The sequence below is a fragment of the Granulicatella balaenopterae genome (assembly GCF_900111135.1).
GTDB lineage: Bacteria > Bacillota > Bacilli > Lactobacillales > Aerococcaceae > Granulicatella > Granulicatella balaenopterae.
In genome coordinates, this window is record NZ_FOGF01000041.1 from 1 (window position 1) to 17,604 (window position 17,604).

Consider the following 17,604-nt stretch of genomic DNA (forward strand, 5'->3'; position numbering starts at 1 on the left):
ATTACTATATAAAAAGTAGACTTCCCCTTTTTCGTCATGCCAATGATTTTTGATGGATACTTGTTGGCGGTCAAGCATCACGGCGTAAGTCATTACGTCTAAAGCTGATAAGTTTTTATAGCGCTCGCCTGCCACAATTAATTTTGGTACTTGATAGAATTGTTGTCTTGTCTTGGTCATTTTTACATCCTCCGCTCGTTCGATTTTCTCTATAACTTAATAGCGTTAGATGTTTAGAATCTGTTCCAAGTTTTTGGGGAATTTTTTATTTTATTTCTTAAATAGCTTTTGTGGTAGTTTGTTACGAGTTTCTTTAGCAATTTTTGAAGATTTTGCACTGCTTTTTAAGGATTTCCTTTACTGATTTTTCGCTAGCGTTTCACCTTTTTTCTCATAATCCCCACAAAAAAGACAACCAACATTACTGCTAGTTGCCTTGATATTTTTAGATAATTTATTTTTCATCAAAATCTCCTTGCGCCAAAGCCACTAAGCTATCACAATCAACTAATGGCAAAGCACCAAATTCACCTTTTAAATACCGTTTATAATAACCAAAATCACAACGAGTACCCTCATCAAAATCAAATATTGAATAACTATCACTCTCACCAGTACTCCCCTTCTCAATCAAATAAATCTGATCCTTACGCAACTTAGCATCCATCATCTCCAATTTATGTGTGGTAAAAATAAACTGTGAATGACTAATATTCGCATTCGCCATCATCACAATCGCACGTGCTACCTCTTCATGCAATGACACATCAAATTCATCCATCACTAAAACTTGATGATACTGTTCACTAGCCAAAATCGCCAACATTAAACCAATAAACTTACGAGCCCCATCAGACTCAGACGACACCGCCAAACGTTGACGCCCAATCACTCGCCCATGCAAGTCATACTTATGATAAATTGTATATAACTGATTACTTTTCTGCTTCTCGCCACCCAAGAATTTCAATAGCGCAAACTCATCCCCAAGCATTCCATCAAGTAACTGCTCATGCTCTAACTCCACATCCACAAAACGCAAACCTGCACCATGCATAATTGCTAAAAACTTCTCCTTCACTGCTTGATCTTCTAATAAATGATACAAATCACTCGCACCATCCTCACGATAAAAACGGAAACGATTCGCAAACCAAGCCACCACATCACTAGCTAAGGTATCGTTTTTATCTTGCAAAACATCTAAAAATAAACGATTCGGACGAGTTTCTTTAGTAAAGTACTTCATCCCTCTTTGTAATACTGGATAGCTCCCCCCTGCATCACGCTCAAAATAGGTACGATAATGACGTTTTTGCAAATACTCCAACTTCTCAGTTAAAATCTCTTTATCATTATAAGTAAAAGAATAACGATATTGCTGCTGTTGACTAATGATTTCCACCTCGAACTTACTCGGATGACTACTCGACTCATCATCTAACAAAAACGGAAAATACGGTAGCTTATCAGTCGTCTTTGGTGCAGGGTGCAAGACCATCTTACGCATCAAATCCATCGACTCCAATAGATTACTCTTACCAGAACCATTACTACCAAAAATAATCACATTCTTCAATAACTGCGAAGTTTGCCCATCTTTATTAACACAAACTTCCATCACATTATCTGAAAACTTACGCAAACGTTTCCCTGGTTCAAACATCAAAGTATTCTCTGCCTTAAATGATAATACATTCCCAACCGTATAACTCACTAACATATTCATCTACCCTTTCCGACTCTAATTTACTATTAGTATAGCTAAGAAAGCGCTTTAATACAATATCCTCGTTGTAAAAATAAAAACTATTCCATAAAAAAGTACCACAATCTAATTAAGAACGAAAAATCGTTCTATCATGAAAATTCCATAAAAAAACAGCCCCCATAAAATGAGAGCCGTTTACTATCTTAGGAGTAATGAGATTAGATCCGAAAAACTAATCACACAAGATTTATGAACAAAAATAACTGTTGTGGAGTTCGTACATACAATCTTGTTGGTAAATGATAAATATTTTGTGACACAAGCAAAATAGTCATCGCTCCTAAAATAGAGAGATTATATTTGATGTTTGTTAGATACTAACAACAACTCCTAGTATACCTTAATATTATGAAAAAGAAAGCGTTTTTATGTTTTTTATAAGAATAATTCATTTTATACTAATAATTATGTCATAACCAATAAAAAGAGATAATACTTATATAATAAATAGTTCACAAAGTCCGCCTGCTCCTTTTTTGCACGAGCTATCATACCTATCCTCTCCATACTGCTGACCAAAGTTCAATCCAGTATCTTCCGTAAAACCCTATCTTACTACCTTCCTAAAAAACAAATGATTCATCCTTCATTAATTGGAATATATTAACTAAAATAAGGTCAGTATTGCATTACTGATAATGACTTACTCAGTCTATCCACTGCTTCCCACTTGCTGATAGCTATTAATGCCTAGAAGATTATTGAGAGTATGTTTACAATCCCTGTTTCTTACCAGAAAATTAAGATACAAAAAAAGTATTAAGAAACTTTCTACAAATTCCTTAACACTTTTACTTCTTTGATGCCCCTTGCAGGGTTCGAACCTGCGACCCATAGATTAAGAGTCTACTGCTCTACCAACTGAGCTAAAGAGGCCTTAAAAAAAGGACATGGATTAATCCATGTCCCTATTCTATCACTGTTTGAAATAATTTTCAACACTTAATTAGTCTTTATGACGAATTGTGAAGCCTTTTTTCTCACCACGTTTATTATCACGTTTGTCGCCACGTTTTTCACCGCGATCGTTATAACGTTTTTTACCGTAGTTATCTTTTTTCTTGCCTTTGTTTTCGCCGTCACGTTTACGGTCATAGCGTTTTTCGCCACCATTACCACGACGGTCACCACCGCGTTTGTTGTCACGTCCGCCACGACGGTTATCTTTACCGTAACGTTTGCGTCCGCCACCACCATTACCACGGCCACCACGTTTACCTTTACGGCTTGGTAATGGGCGTTCTGGAGTAATCTTAACAGGTACTTCTTCTGCATCTTTAACCATCATTTTTAATAATAATGCAGCTAAATCTTCAGCTTCGTATTCATCTACTAAGACTTCCACAGCTTTACGGTAGCGATTAGCTTTCATACCTTTAGAGATTTCAGCTAATTCTTCGATTGCTTGTGCCATTTGTCCTTCCAATGCTTCGTTTGGAGTTGGTGGACATAATGGAGTCATGCGTTTTTTCGTTAAGTCTTCAATTACGTGTAAGTATTCCATTTCATTTGGAGTGACTAATGTAATTGATTTACCTTCTTTACCAGCACGACCTGTACGTCCAATACGGTGAACATAGCTTTCTGGGTCTTGAGGGATATCGTAATTGTATACATGAGTTACGCCTGAGATATCTAATCCACGGGCAGCCACGTCTGTAGCAACTAAGATGTCTAATTTATTATTTTTAAAGTTACGTAATACGCTCATACGTTTTTGTTGTGATAAGTCACCATGGATTCCTTCTGCACGGTATCCACGCATTTCTAATCCACGAGCTAATTCGTCAACACGTCGTTTCGTACGACCAAAGATAATAGTTAATTCTGGACTTTGAACATCGAATAAACGAGTCATAATGTCGAATTTTTCATAATCTTTACATTTTACGAAATATTGGTCAATTAAGTTCGCTGTCATTTGGTTTGATTTAATCTTCACGTGTTCTGGTTCTTTCATAAAGCGGACACCAATACGTTTGATTGATGGTGGCATTGTTGCTGAGAATAATAATGTTTGACGTGTTTCTGGTACTTTAGAGATAATTGATTCAATATCATCTAAGAATCCCATATTTAACATTTCATCAGCTTCGTCTAATACTAATGTTTCTACATCGTCAAGGCGCAATGTTTTACGTGAGATATGGTCTAATAAACGACCAGGTGTTCCTACAACAATATGTGGTTTATCTTTTAATTGACGGATTTGGCGACCGATATCAGCCCCACCGTATACTACACTTACACGGATTTTTTTTGCTTGTCCTAAGCGGTATAATTCTTCTTGTGTTTGGATAGCTAATTCACGTGTTGGTGCAATAACTAATCCTTGTGTTCTGCGATCGTTTGGATTAATTTTTTGTAACATTGGTAAACCGAATGCTGCGGTTTTACCTGTACCTGTTTGTGCTTGACCGATAACATCTACTCCTGATAATGCTAGCGGAATTGTTTGTGCTTGAATCGGTGTTGCCTCTTCAAATCCCATTTTTTCGATAGATTCTAATAAGGTTGAATCAAGTCCCATTTCTAAAAATTTCATACTTTCCTCCTACTTCTGGCGTAGAGAAGTGTACGATAGATGGCTTTTCCACCTAACAATTTAACTGTTTATAACAGTAACTAGAGCCTCCCTTTTATTTTTTAGGGGGCCATACATACTCATGATTTCTTTCTGTATCACTATCACGGTTTAAGTTATCTTTAATTTGTATACTTCTCAACTGCTTAACTAGTGTAACACGTTATAAGTAGCAATACAAACAATATCGTTAATATTCGTAATGAATACGTTTTCTATCTTTTTTTGAATAATGAGATTGATTTGCTTATTTGATGGATTTTTTGCTAAAATAGTGACGATGGAAAGCTACTCAAGGCCGTAAAATAAGGTTTGGTAGTTTGATTGGAGGAGATTTTTGATGAAGGAACAGTATAAAACAATTATTGCGGATGGTGTTGGTGAGATTGATGTGAAAGGTTCTCGCTTTATCGCTCATATGAAGCGGGCTGAGTCTGAAGTGGAAGCGCAAGAATTTATTCAAAGTGTCAAGAAGGAACATTGGAAGGCAACTCATAATTGTTCGGCGTATTTAATTGGAGAAAATGATGAACTGCAGCGTGCCAATGATGATGGTGAGCCCAGTGGAACGGCTGGTGTGCCGATGCTTGAAGTGTTAAAGAAGAATGAATTGCAAAATGTTTGTTGTGTGGTGACTCGTTATTTTGGAGGAACAAAATTAGGAGCTGGTGGTTTGATTCGTGCTTATACTGGGGCTGTTGTTGAAGGCTTGAATCAGGTTGGCGTGGCGCTTTGTTCTTTGGAGCAAGTGGTTCGTGTGGAGTTGCAATATGCTTTAGTTGGTAAGTTAGAGCATTTTCTAACGACGAATGAGATTGCGATTGTGAATAAGGAATATACTGATAAGGTAGCTATTGATTGTAGTATTCCAATGGCTGAGGTAGCATCTTTTAAAGAGTCTGTTATTGAATTATTAAGTGACCAGGCTCAATTTAGTGAATTGGATACGGCTTATATTGAGCGTCCGCTAACTTAGTGATGATGCATCATAAGTTGTCTCACGGTAAACACTAGTCTGCTATTAATGGCTAACCTCCCTTTTTTTAGTTTAGTGAGGCATCATAAGTCAGCTAGCGCACTTTTTGAATGCTGACATTTCTCATTTAGATACAAAAATTCCCACTTTCGTTTTAGACGAGAGCGGGAATTTTTAGTTTTGTTAGTATTTATTTTTTCTTTTTACCTTTTTTGCCTTTTTTCTTTTTCTTCTTCATAGAAGGTTGTTGGGCACGGTGGGGTTTAACAGTTGATGTTGGTTTTACTTTGATATTTTTTTGTCCCATTGTTTGTTCGATTTCAGCATTTAGTTTCATTTCTAATAATTCAATATAGATTTCACCACTGATTTGTTGGCAAACACCATAGATAATATCATCAGTAACTTCGGCTGGTACTTCTAGACGTAATTGGCGAGCAAATTCATCACGTAATTCATATAAATGTTGTTCTTTTTCTGATTCGGTTGATGCTGCTAAGATACGCGTTTCGATGGCACCAACTTCTTCACTAGCCATCATTGTGCGAACAATTTTTTCAGTAATATATTTGTTTACTAAGTCCATTTCTGTTGGTGTTGGTGGACGGTGTGCTTGACGTTCTGGATGTGGGTCACGTGACCATACACTGATATCCTCTTCCACTTGCTCTGCTTCTAGTTCTGCTTTTAAGATAGCTTCTAATTCTGGTTTTAATGCAGCTTCTAGTTCTGGTGATAATTCTTCATAGTTTGTTGTTGGGAATTCACATAAGATATCGCCTTCTGCTGGAGTTGGTTCTTTTACGTCAGTTGCTTTTGATGTGATAAAGCGGTTTGTTTTGTCACTCCATTTTACGCTGGCGATTTTTTCTTTGCCTGTGTCTTTGAAGCCGATTGATTTTTCGAATGCTTTTGTGATTGCTGCTACTGATTTGTTGTCATTGAAGTATGCTAAGTAGCTAGCCATTTCTTCTTCTTCAGATTCAGCGATATCGGCAGCGCCTTGGTTCATAATATAGCGTTCGATAACTGGTGCTGAGTTTTCTGCGATTAGTTCAAGTTCTTTAGCAATATCATTATCTTCACCGTCGCTAAATTCGATACCTACACAGCTAATCTTGTCGGCAGCTTTTTGGCGGTTATATTTATATGCGGCAAAGTCTTCCACATTATTGAAGAATAAGGCTACTAACTCGCCACCTTCAAGGAAATCAACTGCTACAATCGCAATTAATTCTTGCTCGGCAGTATATAAAGCTACCGCGTCTTGGCTTTTTGCACCACTTTCTACTAATGCTGGATAAAGATTTTGTGTCTTTTGTAATACTTTTAAAAATTCATTAAATTCCATCTAAATTGTTTCCTCCTTAAAATTAAAAAGACGCTAGTAATCCTAATCACCAACGTCTTTTGTCAATTATTATTCCGTGTCTGCTAGTAATTGGGCAGCTGCTTGGTCGATAATAATTGTAACATGTTCATGATTTTGTAGAATGCTGGCAGGTACTTCTGGAGTAACCTCACCCTCAATCATATCTTTTACTGCTTGGGCTTTTCCTTCACCGAATGCCATTAAGACAACTTCTTTAGCATCCATAATTGAAGCAGGTCCCATTGAATACGCATAACGTGGTACATCTTCTTCATTTGCAAAAAAACGTTTGTTAGCGTTAATTGTTGATTCTGTTAAATGCACTTTATGGGTACGTTCACTAAAGTCAGTTCCCGGTTCATTAAAGCCGATATGGGCATTGCTTCCTAATCCTAATAATTGTAAGTCAATTGGATTGTCAGCTAATACTTGTTCATAGCGGGCAATTTCTGTATCTTCTGGTGCTAAACCATCTGGTACAAAACTTTCTTTAAATGGTTTGGCGTGGAATAATTGCTCATTCATAAAATAACGATAGCTATGTTCATCATCGCCTGCTAAACCTACATATTCATCTAAATTCACTGATACACAATCACTAAAATCTAATTCACTTGCTACTAATAATTTATATAATTCAATCGGTGTTGAGCCAGTTGCTAATCCATATACTTTACCGTCTTGTTCTTTAACGCGGGTAAAAATATCAAAAGCTTCCTTTGCTCCATCTAATGGTGTTTCTACAATAATTACTTCCATTCTCTTACAGCCTCCTAAAAAATAGTTGTCTTTAAATGATAACGTTGCCATCCTCACAAATGTATTTTAGCAGAATTTTAAATGAAAATGTATCCTTTTTTTCTTTACTTCCAAAATTGGTCGTAAATTGTGATTGGTAAATGGCGTTTATGGCGTGTTTTTAAGTACCAACCTTCAATCTTTTCACTAGCTTCTTCTGAAATATCCTTACCTTCTAAGTAATCATCAATCTCATCGTACGTAACTCCCAAAGCATCTTCATCCGGTAATAAAGGCTTTTCTTCTTCCAAATCAGCTGTCGGAACCTTGGTATAAAGGTGATCTGGAGCTTCTAAGTACTCTAATATTTGACGACCTTGACGCTTATTCAGACGCCATAGCGGAACTAAGTCACTTGCGCCATCACCGAACTTTGTATAAAAACCAGTTAACGCTTCAGCTGCATGGTCTGTTCCAATAACGGCACAATTTTTTTCACCAGCAATTGCATATTGAACAATCATTCTTTGACGAGCTTTCATATTCCCTTTATTGAAATCATTAATCATAATCCCGTGAGCTTCTATACTATTCACTGTCGCATCAACAGCTGTCTTAATATCCACACACATAGCATCTTTAGCACCCATAAATTCAATCGCTGCCACTGCATCTTCTGCATCTGATTGTGTGCCATATGGTAAACGAACTGCATAGAATTTGTATTGACGCATTAAATCTTCATCATTTAATTCATCAATCGCCATTTGTGCTAATTTCCCAGCTAAAGTTGAATCTTGTCCACCGCTAATCCCCAAAACAAAGCCCTCTAAAAATGAATGTTTTCGTAAGTAATTTTTTAGAAAATTCACCATATTACGGACTTCTTCTTGTGGATTAATCTCAGGCTTCACCTTTAAGCTTTCAATAATCTCTTGTTGTAATTCACGCATTTCTTTTTACTTCTCCTTTGATTGTCGTTGTGACAATTTTTTTGCTTCTTGTTCTTTATTTTGAACGGCTTTACGAATGGCCGCAATACTTGTAATTTTTTGTTGGTATAATGCTTTTGATAAATCGACTGGATAATGTTCCGGATTAAGAATTCGCTTATATTCATCCCATAAAGCATCTAATCGCTCATGTGCATATTGCTTAATCTCATTTATCGTTGGCAAATCATATACTAAGCGCCCCTCTTGATAAATTGATTGTAAAATTGGTTTAGCTGTAAAGTCTGTTACCGTCTTATTGATATAAGTATAGACTGGATGGAACATAAATAATTCATCTAACTGATCTGGCCTTTCCTGGTCTAAGGCAATATAGTCTCCTTCTGACTTACCATCTGAATTACGAGTAATACGCCAAACTTGCTTTTTACCTGGAGTAGATACTTTTTCTACATTACTTGAAATTTTTAAGGTATCTACCATCTCGCCATCTTCATTTTCAATCGCTACTAATTTGTAGACACAGCCCAATGCTGGTTGGTCATAGGCGGTAATTAATTTAGTACCAACGCCCCAAACATCAATCTTAGCACCCTGCATTTTTAAATTCAAGATGGTTAATTCATCTAAATCACTAGACGCATAAATTTTCGCATCAGGATATCCGGCCTCATCTAATTGCTTACGAACTTTTTTAGAAATATACGCCATATCACCACTATCAATTCTAACTCCTAAGAAATTAATCTTATCACCAAATTCATTGGCCACTTTAATCGCATTTGGTACACCTGATAATAGTGTATCATAAGTATCGACTAAAAAGACACAATCTTTATGAGAAGTTGCATAAGCTTTAAAGGCTTGGTAATCATCTCTAAAAGCTTGGACTAAAGAATGAGCATGCGTCCCTGATACAGGAATCCCAAACATCTTAGCTGCACGAACATTACTTGTCCCATTACAACCACCAATATAGGCCGCTCTCGTTCCCCAAATAGCTGCATCTAATTCCTGTGCACGTCTTGTTCCAAACTCTAATACTGGATCTTCTCCTGCCACTGTTCTAACACGGGAAGCTTTTGTCGCAATCAATGTTTGGAAATTAATAATATTTAAAATCGCCGTCTCAATTAATTGGCATTCTGCTAATGTCCCTTCAACTTGCACTAAAGGCTCCGTTGCAAAGACTAATTCACCCTCTGCCATCGCACGAACATTCCCTTGAAACTGGAACTCCTCTAAATACTTTAAAAAGTCTTCCGGATAACACCCCAACTTGCGTAAATAAGCAATATCACTCTTAGAAAAACGTAACTCCTCAATATAGTGAACAATTCTTTCTAAGCCTGCAAAAATAGCATACCCATTGCTAAATGGATTCTTACGAAAATACGCCTCAAAAATGGCTTTCTTATTATGAACTCCTTCGTCCCAATAAGTCTTCATCATATTAATTTGGTATAAATCTGTATGTAAAGTCAGACTATCATCATGATAATGATCTGTTACATCCTTTTGCATGTTATTGTAACCTTCCTTCCACTTTTTTGTAAAAAAGTTTTCTCAGTGTTATTTTACACTAATTAGCTTGAATATACAAAAAAGCGAGCAAAATAGCTGTCTATTTCACTCGCTTTTGTGGTATTTATTTTTAATAAGGGATAATATCCTGGTTTTTCATCCTAATTATTCTGCAAATTTCATAATGTCTGCTTCTAGAGCAATTAGTTTTGCTTGTGCAGCTTCTAAAGTTGTATCTTCAGCACTCATATAGAACTTGATTTTTGGTTCAGTTCCACTTGGACGAGCTGCAACCCAACTACCATCTTCTAAGATAAATTTCAAAACATTTGATTTTGTTTGTACTAAATCTTCTGTTTCGCCTGATTTTGAAGTAGCGATACGTTTTTGGAAGTCGAATAATTTTACAACTTCTAATCCTCCAATTGATTGTGGTGAATTTTCACGTAAATTAATCATTAAATTACTGATTTTTTCTGCACCTTCAATACCTGGGAAGACAATTGAGTTTGTTTTTTCAGCAAAGTAACCATGTTTTTCATATAAATCTTGTAGGCGGTCAAATAATGTTTTGCCTTCTTTTTTCGTTGCAATCGCAATCTCTGTTAATAATAAAACTGCTTGAATCGCATCTTTATCACGTACAAATGGTTTAATTAAGAAGCCGATACTTTCTTCAAAACCAAAGACAAATGTGTGTTTATCCGTTGTTTCAAAGTTATGAATTTGTTCAGCAATAAATTTGAAACCTGTTAATACATCACGGCTTAGAACACCATATGAAGTCGCAATTTTTGTTGGCAATTCACTTGAAACAATTGATTTAATCGTTGCTGCATCAGCTGGTAATTGATTATTTTCTTTAAGAGCTTGTAAGATATAATCTAATAATAAGGCTGCTGTTTGATTACCTGATAAGACTTGGTATTCACCATTTGGCATACGTACAGCTACTCCTAAACGGTCAGCATCAGGGTCAGTTGCTAATAATAGATCTGCTTCTTTTTCTTTTCCTAGACGAATTGAGTATTCGAAAGCTTTTGGATCTTCTGGATTCGGTGATTTAACCGTTGTAAAGTTTGCATCTGGTACAGCTTGTTCAGGAACAATTTCTAATCCTGTAAAGCCAGCTTCATCTAATGCACGTTCAACAAGCATTTTCCCTGTTCCATGTAAAGGAGTATAGACAATCTTCATATCGCCAGCATTTTGTAATAATTCTGGATTAATTAAGACTGTTTTTAAGTTATCTAAATACGCACGGTCCACTTCTTCACCAATCACGGTAATTAGATCTGTTTCTTCTTTAAATGCTGTTAAATCTAAAGGATTTTCTACTTCACGAACATATTTAATGACTCTATCCGCATTATGTGGTGGCATTTGTGCGCCATCTTCTCCATACACTTTATAACCATTGTAAGCTGGAGGATTGTGGCTAGCTGTCACCATAATTCCTGCATAAGCATTCAAATAACGTACCGCAAATGATAATTCTGGTGTTGGGCGTAATGATTCAAAAACAAATGATTTAATTCCGTGTTTTGCTAGGGTCTGAGCAGCTTCCATCGCAAATTCTGGTGAATAGTGACGTGAATCAAACGAGATTGCCACGCCACGTTCTTTAGCTTTGGCACCTGCTTCTTCAATAAAACGAGCTAACCCTTCTGTCGCTTGACGAACCGTATAAGTATTCATGCGGTTAATCCCTGCACCAACAATTCCACGCATACCTGCAGTACCAAATTCTAGTGGTGCCCAAAAAGCATCTTTTAATTGCTTTTCATCCATTGCTTCTAAATCCTCTTTTAAAGCTGGTTCTAAGTCAGTAAACTCTTGCCAAACCTTTACATTTTCTTCCCATGTCATCTATCTTAACTTCCCTTCATTATTTATTTTATACTATCAAGAGCCTAGCCATTCGCTAAAGCACCTTGGTTATTTTACCATATTTAAATGATAGCCTTCGTAACATTAAGTACTGATTGTAGTTGTCTTGCAACGAACATATCCCTTAAAATAATCTAACTTCTCTACTTGTGACCTATTTATAAATTGCCCATCCCAAGAATGAACTTTTTACCAATAAGTTATTTAGCGGCTAATTTCTCTTTTAAGGCTTCAACATAATGATATGCTTCAATCCCTGCTTGTCCACCATCACCAACAGCTGTAGCAATTTGACGCAATGTTTTCAAGCGAACATCGCCAACTGCATAAATTCCTTCAACCGCTGTTTCCATTAAATCATTTGTCACAATCCAACCGTCATTATCCGTAATGCCTAATGATTTAAACATTGATGACATTGGTAATAAACCAACATAGATAAAGACGCCATCAGCTGGCACTTCACGCACTTCACCTGTTTTGACATTTTTAACAACCAAATCCGTTACCTGCATATCATTTCCTTTGATTTCTTCAACAACACTATCCCAAATAAAATCTACTTTCTCATTTTTAAAAGCACGATCTTGTAAGATTTTTTGGGCACGCAATGCATCACGACGATGAACAATCGTTACTTTTTTAGCAAATTCTGTTAAATAAACACCTTCCTCAACAGCGGAATCCCCACCACCGATCACGAATAATTCCTTATCCTTAAAGAAAGCACCATCACATACCGCACAATAAGAAACACCACGACCGGCATACTCCTCTTCACCCGGCACACCTAAATGACGGTGATAAGAACCAGTTGCGATAATCACACTATACGCTTGATAAGTCTTAGTACTTGTATGAATCATCTTTATGTCGCCTTCTACATCAATTCCCGTTACATCTCCATAAGCATACTCCGCACCAAATTGCATAGCTCCTTGATACATATTTTGCGATAACTCTGGACCTGTAATAGAACTAAATCCAGGATAATTTTCAATATCGGCTGTATTTAACATCTCACCACCAGGAGCCCCTTTTTCTATCATTAATGTCTTTAAATTTGAACGTGACGCATATAAAGCTGCTGTCATTCCTCCAGGGCCACTACCAATAATCACTACATCGTAAATTGTTTCTTCCATCATCGTTGATTCCTCCAATTTTTTGACCAATTATTTCGTCTCTAATTCAGCTTTTACTGTTGGAGTTGCTTTTTTAGTTGCCTTTTGTTCGGCTTTTGCTAATTCAGTTCCCACTTCAATTAGATACTCTTTTAATTGATTTTTAATTTCTGGATGTTCTAAACCGAATTGAATACTTGTTTTCATAAAGCCAAATTTGTCACCTACATCAAAGCGATCTCCTGTAAACTTCTTAGCAAATACGCGTTGTGTACGGTTTAATTCATCAATCGCATCCGTTAATTGAATCTCGCCACCAGCACCAGGTTCTAAGTTTTCTAAAATATCAAAAATTTCTGGTGTTAATAGATAACGACCGATAATGGCCATATTACTTGGTGCATCTTCTGGTTTTGGTTTTTCAACAAATTGGCGTACATTATATAAACCTTTCTCAACTTCACGCTCAGGGTCAATAATACCGTATTTGTAAGTCTCTTCGTTTGGAACTTCCATTACGGCGATATTTGAAGCATGCGTACGATTATAACCATCAATTAATTGTTTTGTTAATGGCACTTCATCACGCATGATATCGTCACCTAACATAATAACAAAAGGTTCGCCCCCTACAAAGGCTTTTGCTTGCAAGACCGCATCTCCCAAACCTTTCGGATAAGATTGACGTACAAAGTATAAATTCAAACCAGTTGTCTCATGGACTAAATCTAATAATTCCTTCTTACCTTTTTTCTCTAAATTATCTTCCAATTCAATATTTGAGTCAAAATGATCCTCGATTGGACGTTTACTTTTTCCTGTTACAATTAAGATATCTTCAATCCCTGATGCCAAAGCTTCCTCCACAATATATTGAATCGTTGGTTTATCAACAATCGGTAACATTTCCTTTGCCATTGCTTTTGTTGCCGGTAAAAAACGAGTCCCTAAACCAGCTGCCGGAATAACGGCTTTTCTTACTTTTTTCACAATTTTACCCCCTATTACTTTTCAATACTTTTTAATGATGCTTCTGATTTGCGCTCACGCTTCATAAGATCAGAAATTTCAGTTTTTAAATCTTCATTTTGATAAATCACACGATAAATAGCCGTCGTAATTGGCATATCGATACCTTTTTGAGCTGCTAATTCATAGGCTGCTTTTGTTGTCGCTACACCTTCAACCACCATGCCCATATTTTCTAAGACATCCTCAATCGGCACACCTTGACCCAACTGATTCCCACAGCGCCAGTTACGTGAATGCACACTCGTACAAGTAACAATCAAATCACCCACACCACTCAAACCAATAAACGTCAATGGATCGGCACCAAATGCCACACCCAAACGACTAATCTCTGTTAAACCACGAGTCATTAAAGCAGCCTTCGCATTATCACCATAACCAAGGCCATGCAATGCACCAGCTCCAACCGCAATAACATTCTTCAAAGCTGCTCCTAACTCAACACCAATCACATCTTGGTTGGTATAAATACGGAAAAATCCATTACTAAATAGATTCTGTACATATTTAGCCGAATCTAAGTCAGAACAAGCCGCCGTAATCGTTGTAATATCTTGCTTCACAACTTCTTCTGCATGACTTGGACCAGATAGAACCACCACATCTTGAATCTGATCACTTGGCAATTCTTCCGCCAAAATCACCGAAATACGCTTATGACTCTCCTGCTCTAAACCCTTACTCGCATGAATAATCATCGGCTTCTTACTAGGATTTGTACGATCTAATACCTCACTCACTTGATGCGCCACTACTCGAATCGCCTTCGTAGGCAAGACAAATACAATCGCATCCACATCACAAAGTACTTCCTCTAAATCACTATAAGCCTTAATTGAATCCGCCAAGACGAACTCTGGTAAATAATGCTTATTTGTATGCTTGGTATTAATTTCCTCGATTTGTTCAGGAACATTCCCCCATAAACGCGCCTCATGATGATTACTATCTAAGACACTCGCAAGAGCCGTTCCCCAAGAACCAGAACCTAATACCGCAATCTTTTGTTTCATAAAAATCCTCCATCTATCTCTTTTTAACTATTTAAAAGTCTTATTTAAAGCCGTAGCATCCTTATAGTATACCGGTATGATTTGACGCTTATAATAAAGCATCCCACCAATTAACCCCGTCACAAACAATACTAATGACAATGCTTGCGAAACACGAATCACACCAAAAATCCATAAACTATCCGTACGCAAACCTTCAATGAAGAATCTACCAAATGAATACCACAATACATAAGTCCACGCTACTTGACCAACTTGCAACTTCACACGACGACGCAAGACTAAAATTACCACAAGCCCAATAGCTGACCAGACCGATTCATACAAGAAAGTTGGCTGATAATAGACACCATGAATATTCATCTGATTAATAATAAACTCTGGCAAATGCAAATTCTCTAAAAATTGACGTGTCACCTCACCGCCATGAGCTTCCTGATTAACAAAATTACCCCAACGACCCATCATCTGACCTAATAAGACAACCGGCGCCAAAATATCTAATAATAATAAAAATGACACCTGACGCTTTTTACAATACCAATACGTCGTTAAACCTCCTGCAATCAGTCCACCATAAATCGCCAGACCACCATGCCAAATCTTCAAAATCTCACTTGGATGAGCCATATAAAACGGCCACTCAAATAAAATATAATACAACCTTGCCCCTAAAAAGCCTATCGGAATCGCCCAAAACACTAAATCTAAAATAAAATCTTCCGGATAACCCTTACGATTAGCCTCACGCTCCGCCAAAGTCACTCCCAAAAAGATTGCTATCCCAATAATCAAACCATACCAACGAACCTCTAAGCCCCCAAAACGAAAAGCTACCGGATCAATCACACTAAATAAATCTAACAAACCTGTCAACCTCCATTTACTAAAATCTCCCTCCAAGGTTAGAAATTGACAAAGTGGGAATAGGAACATCCTCATTTTAAAACAGAAAACTTAGTAGCAAAACTTTTCAAAGTCTCAACCAAAACCAATTCTCCTTCCAAAAAACCAGTCACCCTAAGTCCTACTTTCCCTATTTCTCACATACAAAAAACTACTCTTTATTATCTGAAATCAATTTAGACAAACGCTCTTGAAAAGCAATCGACGCATCAAACCCCATATTCTTCGCACGGAAATTCATCGCTGCCACCTCTAAAATAATCGACACATTACGACCAGTCTTGACCGGAATACGCATCTTAGGCACAGAAACACCTAAATATTCAACCATTTCCAAATCAATTCCAATACGCTCATACGTTTTACCTGGCGCCCAATTTTCCAAATGAACCACCAAATCAACCTGTTTCTTCTCTAAAATAGAACCCGCACCAAATAATGTCAATACATCAATAATTCCAATACCACGAATCTCAATTAAATTCGCTAAAATTTCTGGTGACTCACCAACTAAAGTTAATTCATCCAATTGATACAATTCCACACGATCATCTGCCACAAGACGATGACCCTTTTGCACCAATTCCAAAGCAGTCTCGGATTTTCCAACGCCACTCTCACCCGTAATCAACATTCCAACACCATGCACATCAATTAATACCCCATGAATCGACGTACGTGGAGCTAATTGTTCCTCCAAATAATTAGTAACACTACTAGACACATGAGTTGTACGTGAACTAGCCTGTAAGATAGGAACTCCAGCCTTAATCGCCTCCTCTACCAATTCCTTAGGCGGAGTTAAACGACGTGAAATAATAAAACAAGGAGTCTCATCACTACATAGACGCTCAAAATAATCATGACGCTTCTCAACTGACAACTTCTCAATAAAACTAATCTCTGTCAAGCCAAATAACTGAATACGTTCAGCCGGATGATAATCAAAATACCCTGCCAACTCCAAACCAGGACGACAAATCTCACTAGTAGTAATAGCACGATTTAAAAATTCCTCTCCCGCAATCGGTTTCAAACGAATCTTACTAACTAATTCTTTCACACTAACAGTCTTCATATAAGCAAACCCCTTTTATTAAATTCTCTTCTTAATAATAACATATCCGAATAGAATACGGTATCATTCATTTTTATCTTTAGAAAAGGCTTAACAAACTTCCTCAAAAAATACCACCCATCTCACCAAAAACAACAAAAAAAATCAAATAGGAACAGACAACACTGCTAATTGCCTGTCCCTATCTGGTTCAAGTATACGCATATTAAAAATTGATATTCCAACTGCTGAGTAGAACACCAACAATTGCGTGCTTTCTGACTGTTCCCACGGGCAAGCCCATGGGGTTCTGATTGTCAAGTGTAACTTGTAAGCGTACATCATTTTCAGACTTTGGAGTTACAAGTATAAAACTCTTTAAATCAGAACTTTCATTACCACACAGTCAAACGACCACATTAGCGGTAAATTTCTGCTTTTCAGCAAAGAAGTACAATCAATCTCCCTTTATACTTCTATTGTACACCTTGTCACCAAAAAATGAAAGCCCTAACATAACATGCTTTATCCAATGGTATTAATGCCTTTATTCATCAACCCTGTAATTTATGGCTCTTCGTCAAGTAGTGTTGTTGAGGAATTATTAAAAGAAATCTGAAAGATTTATATTAGGGCTTAGTGGACTTGTTTACCACACAAAAGA

The 17,604-nt window shown here is 37.0% G+C and carries 14 protein-coding genes and 1 tRNA gene; 1 reads left to right on the plus strand and 14 read right to left on the minus strand.

Going from position 1 to position 17,604, the window contains the following annotated elements; genetic code table 11:
• The 4 genes from BMX09_RS08235 to BMX09_RS08250 all read right to left on the minus strand — a co-directional run.
• On the minus strand, window positions 1-180 hold a 180-nt coding region (locus tag BMX09_RS08235), incomplete at its 3' end, for a replication initiator protein A (RefSeq protein WP_177159588.1).
• Between the two features lie 274 nt (window positions 181-454).
• The gene (locus BMX09_RS08240) at window positions 455-1,729 is read right to left on the minus strand and encodes an AAA family ATPase (protein WP_089747599.1); all 1,275 of its coding nucleotides are present in this window, start codon (window positions 1,727-1,729) and stop codon (window positions 455-457) included.
• A gap of 845 nt (window positions 1,730-2,574) precedes the next feature.
• Window positions 2,575-2,647, minus strand: a tRNA-Lys gene (locus BMX09_RS08245).
• Between the two features lie 70 nt (window positions 2,648-2,717).
• The gene (locus BMX09_RS08250) at window positions 2,718-4,316 is read right to left on the minus strand and encodes a DEAD/DEAH box helicase (protein ID WP_089747601.1); all 1,599 of its coding nucleotides are present in this window, start codon (window positions 4,314-4,316) and stop codon (window positions 2,718-2,720) included.
• A 379-nt stretch (window positions 4,317-4,695) separates the two neighbouring features.
• Between BMX09_RS08250 and BMX09_RS08255 the strand changes: the two genes are divergently transcribed.
• Window positions 4,696-5,331 (plus strand): YigZ family protein, encoded by a 636-nt coding sequence (locus BMX09_RS08255; protein WP_089747602.1) that lies wholly within the window; start codon window positions 4,696-4,698, stop codon window positions 5,329-5,331.
• A 190-nt stretch (window positions 5,332-5,521) separates the two neighbouring features.
• Here BMX09_RS08255 and BMX09_RS08260 read toward each other — a convergent pair whose 3' ends face one another.
• From BMX09_RS08260 to hprK, 10 genes are all read right to left on the minus strand, one after another.
• Window positions 5,522-6,682 (minus strand): hypothetical protein, encoded by a 1,161-nt coding sequence (locus BMX09_RS08260; protein WP_089747604.1) that lies wholly within the window; start codon window positions 6,680-6,682, stop codon window positions 5,522-5,524.
• Between the two features lie 69 nt (window positions 6,683-6,751).
• Entirely contained in the window at window positions 6,752-7,462 is a 711-nt protein-coding gene (locus BMX09_RS08265) for a glucosamine-6-phosphate deaminase (RefSeq protein WP_089747606.1), read from the minus strand.
• A gap of 104 nt (window positions 7,463-7,566) precedes the next feature.
• Window positions 7,567-8,394, minus strand: a complete 828-nt coding sequence (gene nadE, locus BMX09_RS08270) for an ammonia-dependent NAD(+) synthetase (protein ID WP_089747607.1) — start codon at window positions 8,392-8,394, stop codon at window positions 7,567-7,569.
• 6 nt (window positions 8,395-8,400) lie between these two features.
• Window positions 8,401-9,918: a nicotinate phosphoribosyltransferase gene (locus BMX09_RS08275; RefSeq protein WP_089747609.1), complete on the minus strand. Its 1,518-nt coding sequence runs from the start codon at window positions 9,916-9,918 to the stop codon at window positions 8,401-8,403.
• Window positions 9,919-10,083: 165 nt separating this feature from the next.
• On the minus strand, window positions 10,084-11,787 hold the full coding sequence (locus BMX09_RS08280) for a phospho-sugar mutase (protein ID WP_089747611.1): 1,704 nt from the start codon (window positions 11,785-11,787) through the stop codon (window positions 10,084-10,086).
• A 221-nt stretch (window positions 11,788-12,008) separates the two neighbouring features.
• Entirely contained in the window at window positions 12,009-12,956 is a 948-nt protein-coding gene (trxB, locus tag BMX09_RS08285) for a thioredoxin-disulfide reductase (protein ID WP_177159589.1), read from the minus strand.
• Window positions 12,957-12,983: 27 nt separating this feature from the next.
• Window positions 12,984-13,922: a UTP--glucose-1-phosphate uridylyltransferase GalU gene (gene galU, locus BMX09_RS08290; RefSeq protein WP_089747613.1), complete on the minus strand. Its 939-nt coding sequence runs from the start codon at window positions 13,920-13,922 to the stop codon at window positions 12,984-12,986.
• A 14-nt stretch (window positions 13,923-13,936) separates the two neighbouring features.
• Window positions 13,937-14,977, minus strand: coding sequence for an NAD(P)H-dependent glycerol-3-phosphate dehydrogenase (locus tag BMX09_RS08295; RefSeq protein WP_089747615.1), 1,041 nt, complete (start codon window positions 14,975-14,977; stop codon window positions 13,937-13,939).
• A 27-nt stretch (window positions 14,978-15,004) separates the two neighbouring features.
• Window positions 15,005-15,844 (minus strand): prolipoprotein diacylglyceryl transferase, encoded by an 840-nt coding sequence (gene lgt, locus BMX09_RS08300; RefSeq protein WP_245711157.1) that lies wholly within the window; start codon window positions 15,842-15,844, stop codon window positions 15,005-15,007.
• Window positions 15,845-16,034: 190 nt separating this feature from the next.
• The gene (gene hprK / locus BMX09_RS08305) at window positions 16,035-16,961 is read right to left on the minus strand and encodes an HPr(Ser) kinase/phosphatase (protein WP_089747619.1); all 927 of its coding nucleotides are present in this window, start codon (window positions 16,959-16,961) and stop codon (window positions 16,035-16,037) included.
• Between the last annotated feature and the right edge of the window lie 643 nt (window positions 16,962-17,604).

Coding starts and splice junctions, on each gene's coding strand:
- BMX09_RS08240 (WP_089747599.1), bottom strand. CDS start 1,729: ATGAATATGTTAGTGAGTTATACGGTTGGGAATGTATTATCATTTAAG.
- BMX09_RS08250 (WP_089747601.1), bottom strand. CDS start 4,316: ATGAAATTTTTAGAAATGGGACTTGATTCAACCTTATTAGAATCTATC.
- BMX09_RS08255 (WP_089747602.1), top strand. CDS start 4,696: ATGAAGGAACAGTATAAAACAATTATTGCGGATGGTGTTGGTGAGATT.
- BMX09_RS08260 (WP_089747604.1), bottom strand. CDS start 6,682: ATGGAATTTAATGAATTTTTAAAAGTATTACAAAAGACACAAAATCTT.
- BMX09_RS08265 (WP_089747606.1), bottom strand. CDS start 7,462: ATGGAAGTAATTATTGTAGAAACACCATTAGATGGAGCAAAGGAAGCT.
- nadE (WP_089747607.1), bottom strand. CDS start 8,394: ATGCGTGAATTACAACAAGAGATTATTGAAAGCTTAAAGGTGAAGCCT.
- BMX09_RS08275 (WP_089747609.1), bottom strand. CDS start 9,918: ATGCAAAAGGATGTAACAGATCATTATCATGATGATAGTCTGACTTTA.
- BMX09_RS08280 (WP_089747611.1), bottom strand. CDS start 11,787: ATGACATGGGAAGAAAATGTAAAGGTTTGGCAAGAGTTTACTGACTTA.
- trxB (WP_177159589.1), bottom strand. CDS start 12,956: ATGATGGAAGAAACAATTTACGATGTAGTGATTATTGGTAGTGGCCCT.
- BMX09_RS08295 (WP_089747615.1), bottom strand. CDS start 14,977: ATGAAACAAAAGATTGCGGTATTAGGTTCTGGTTCTTGGGGAACGGCT.
- hprK (WP_089747619.1), bottom strand. CDS start 16,961: ATGAAGACTGTTAGTGTGAAAGAATTAGTTAGTAAGATTCGTTTGAAA.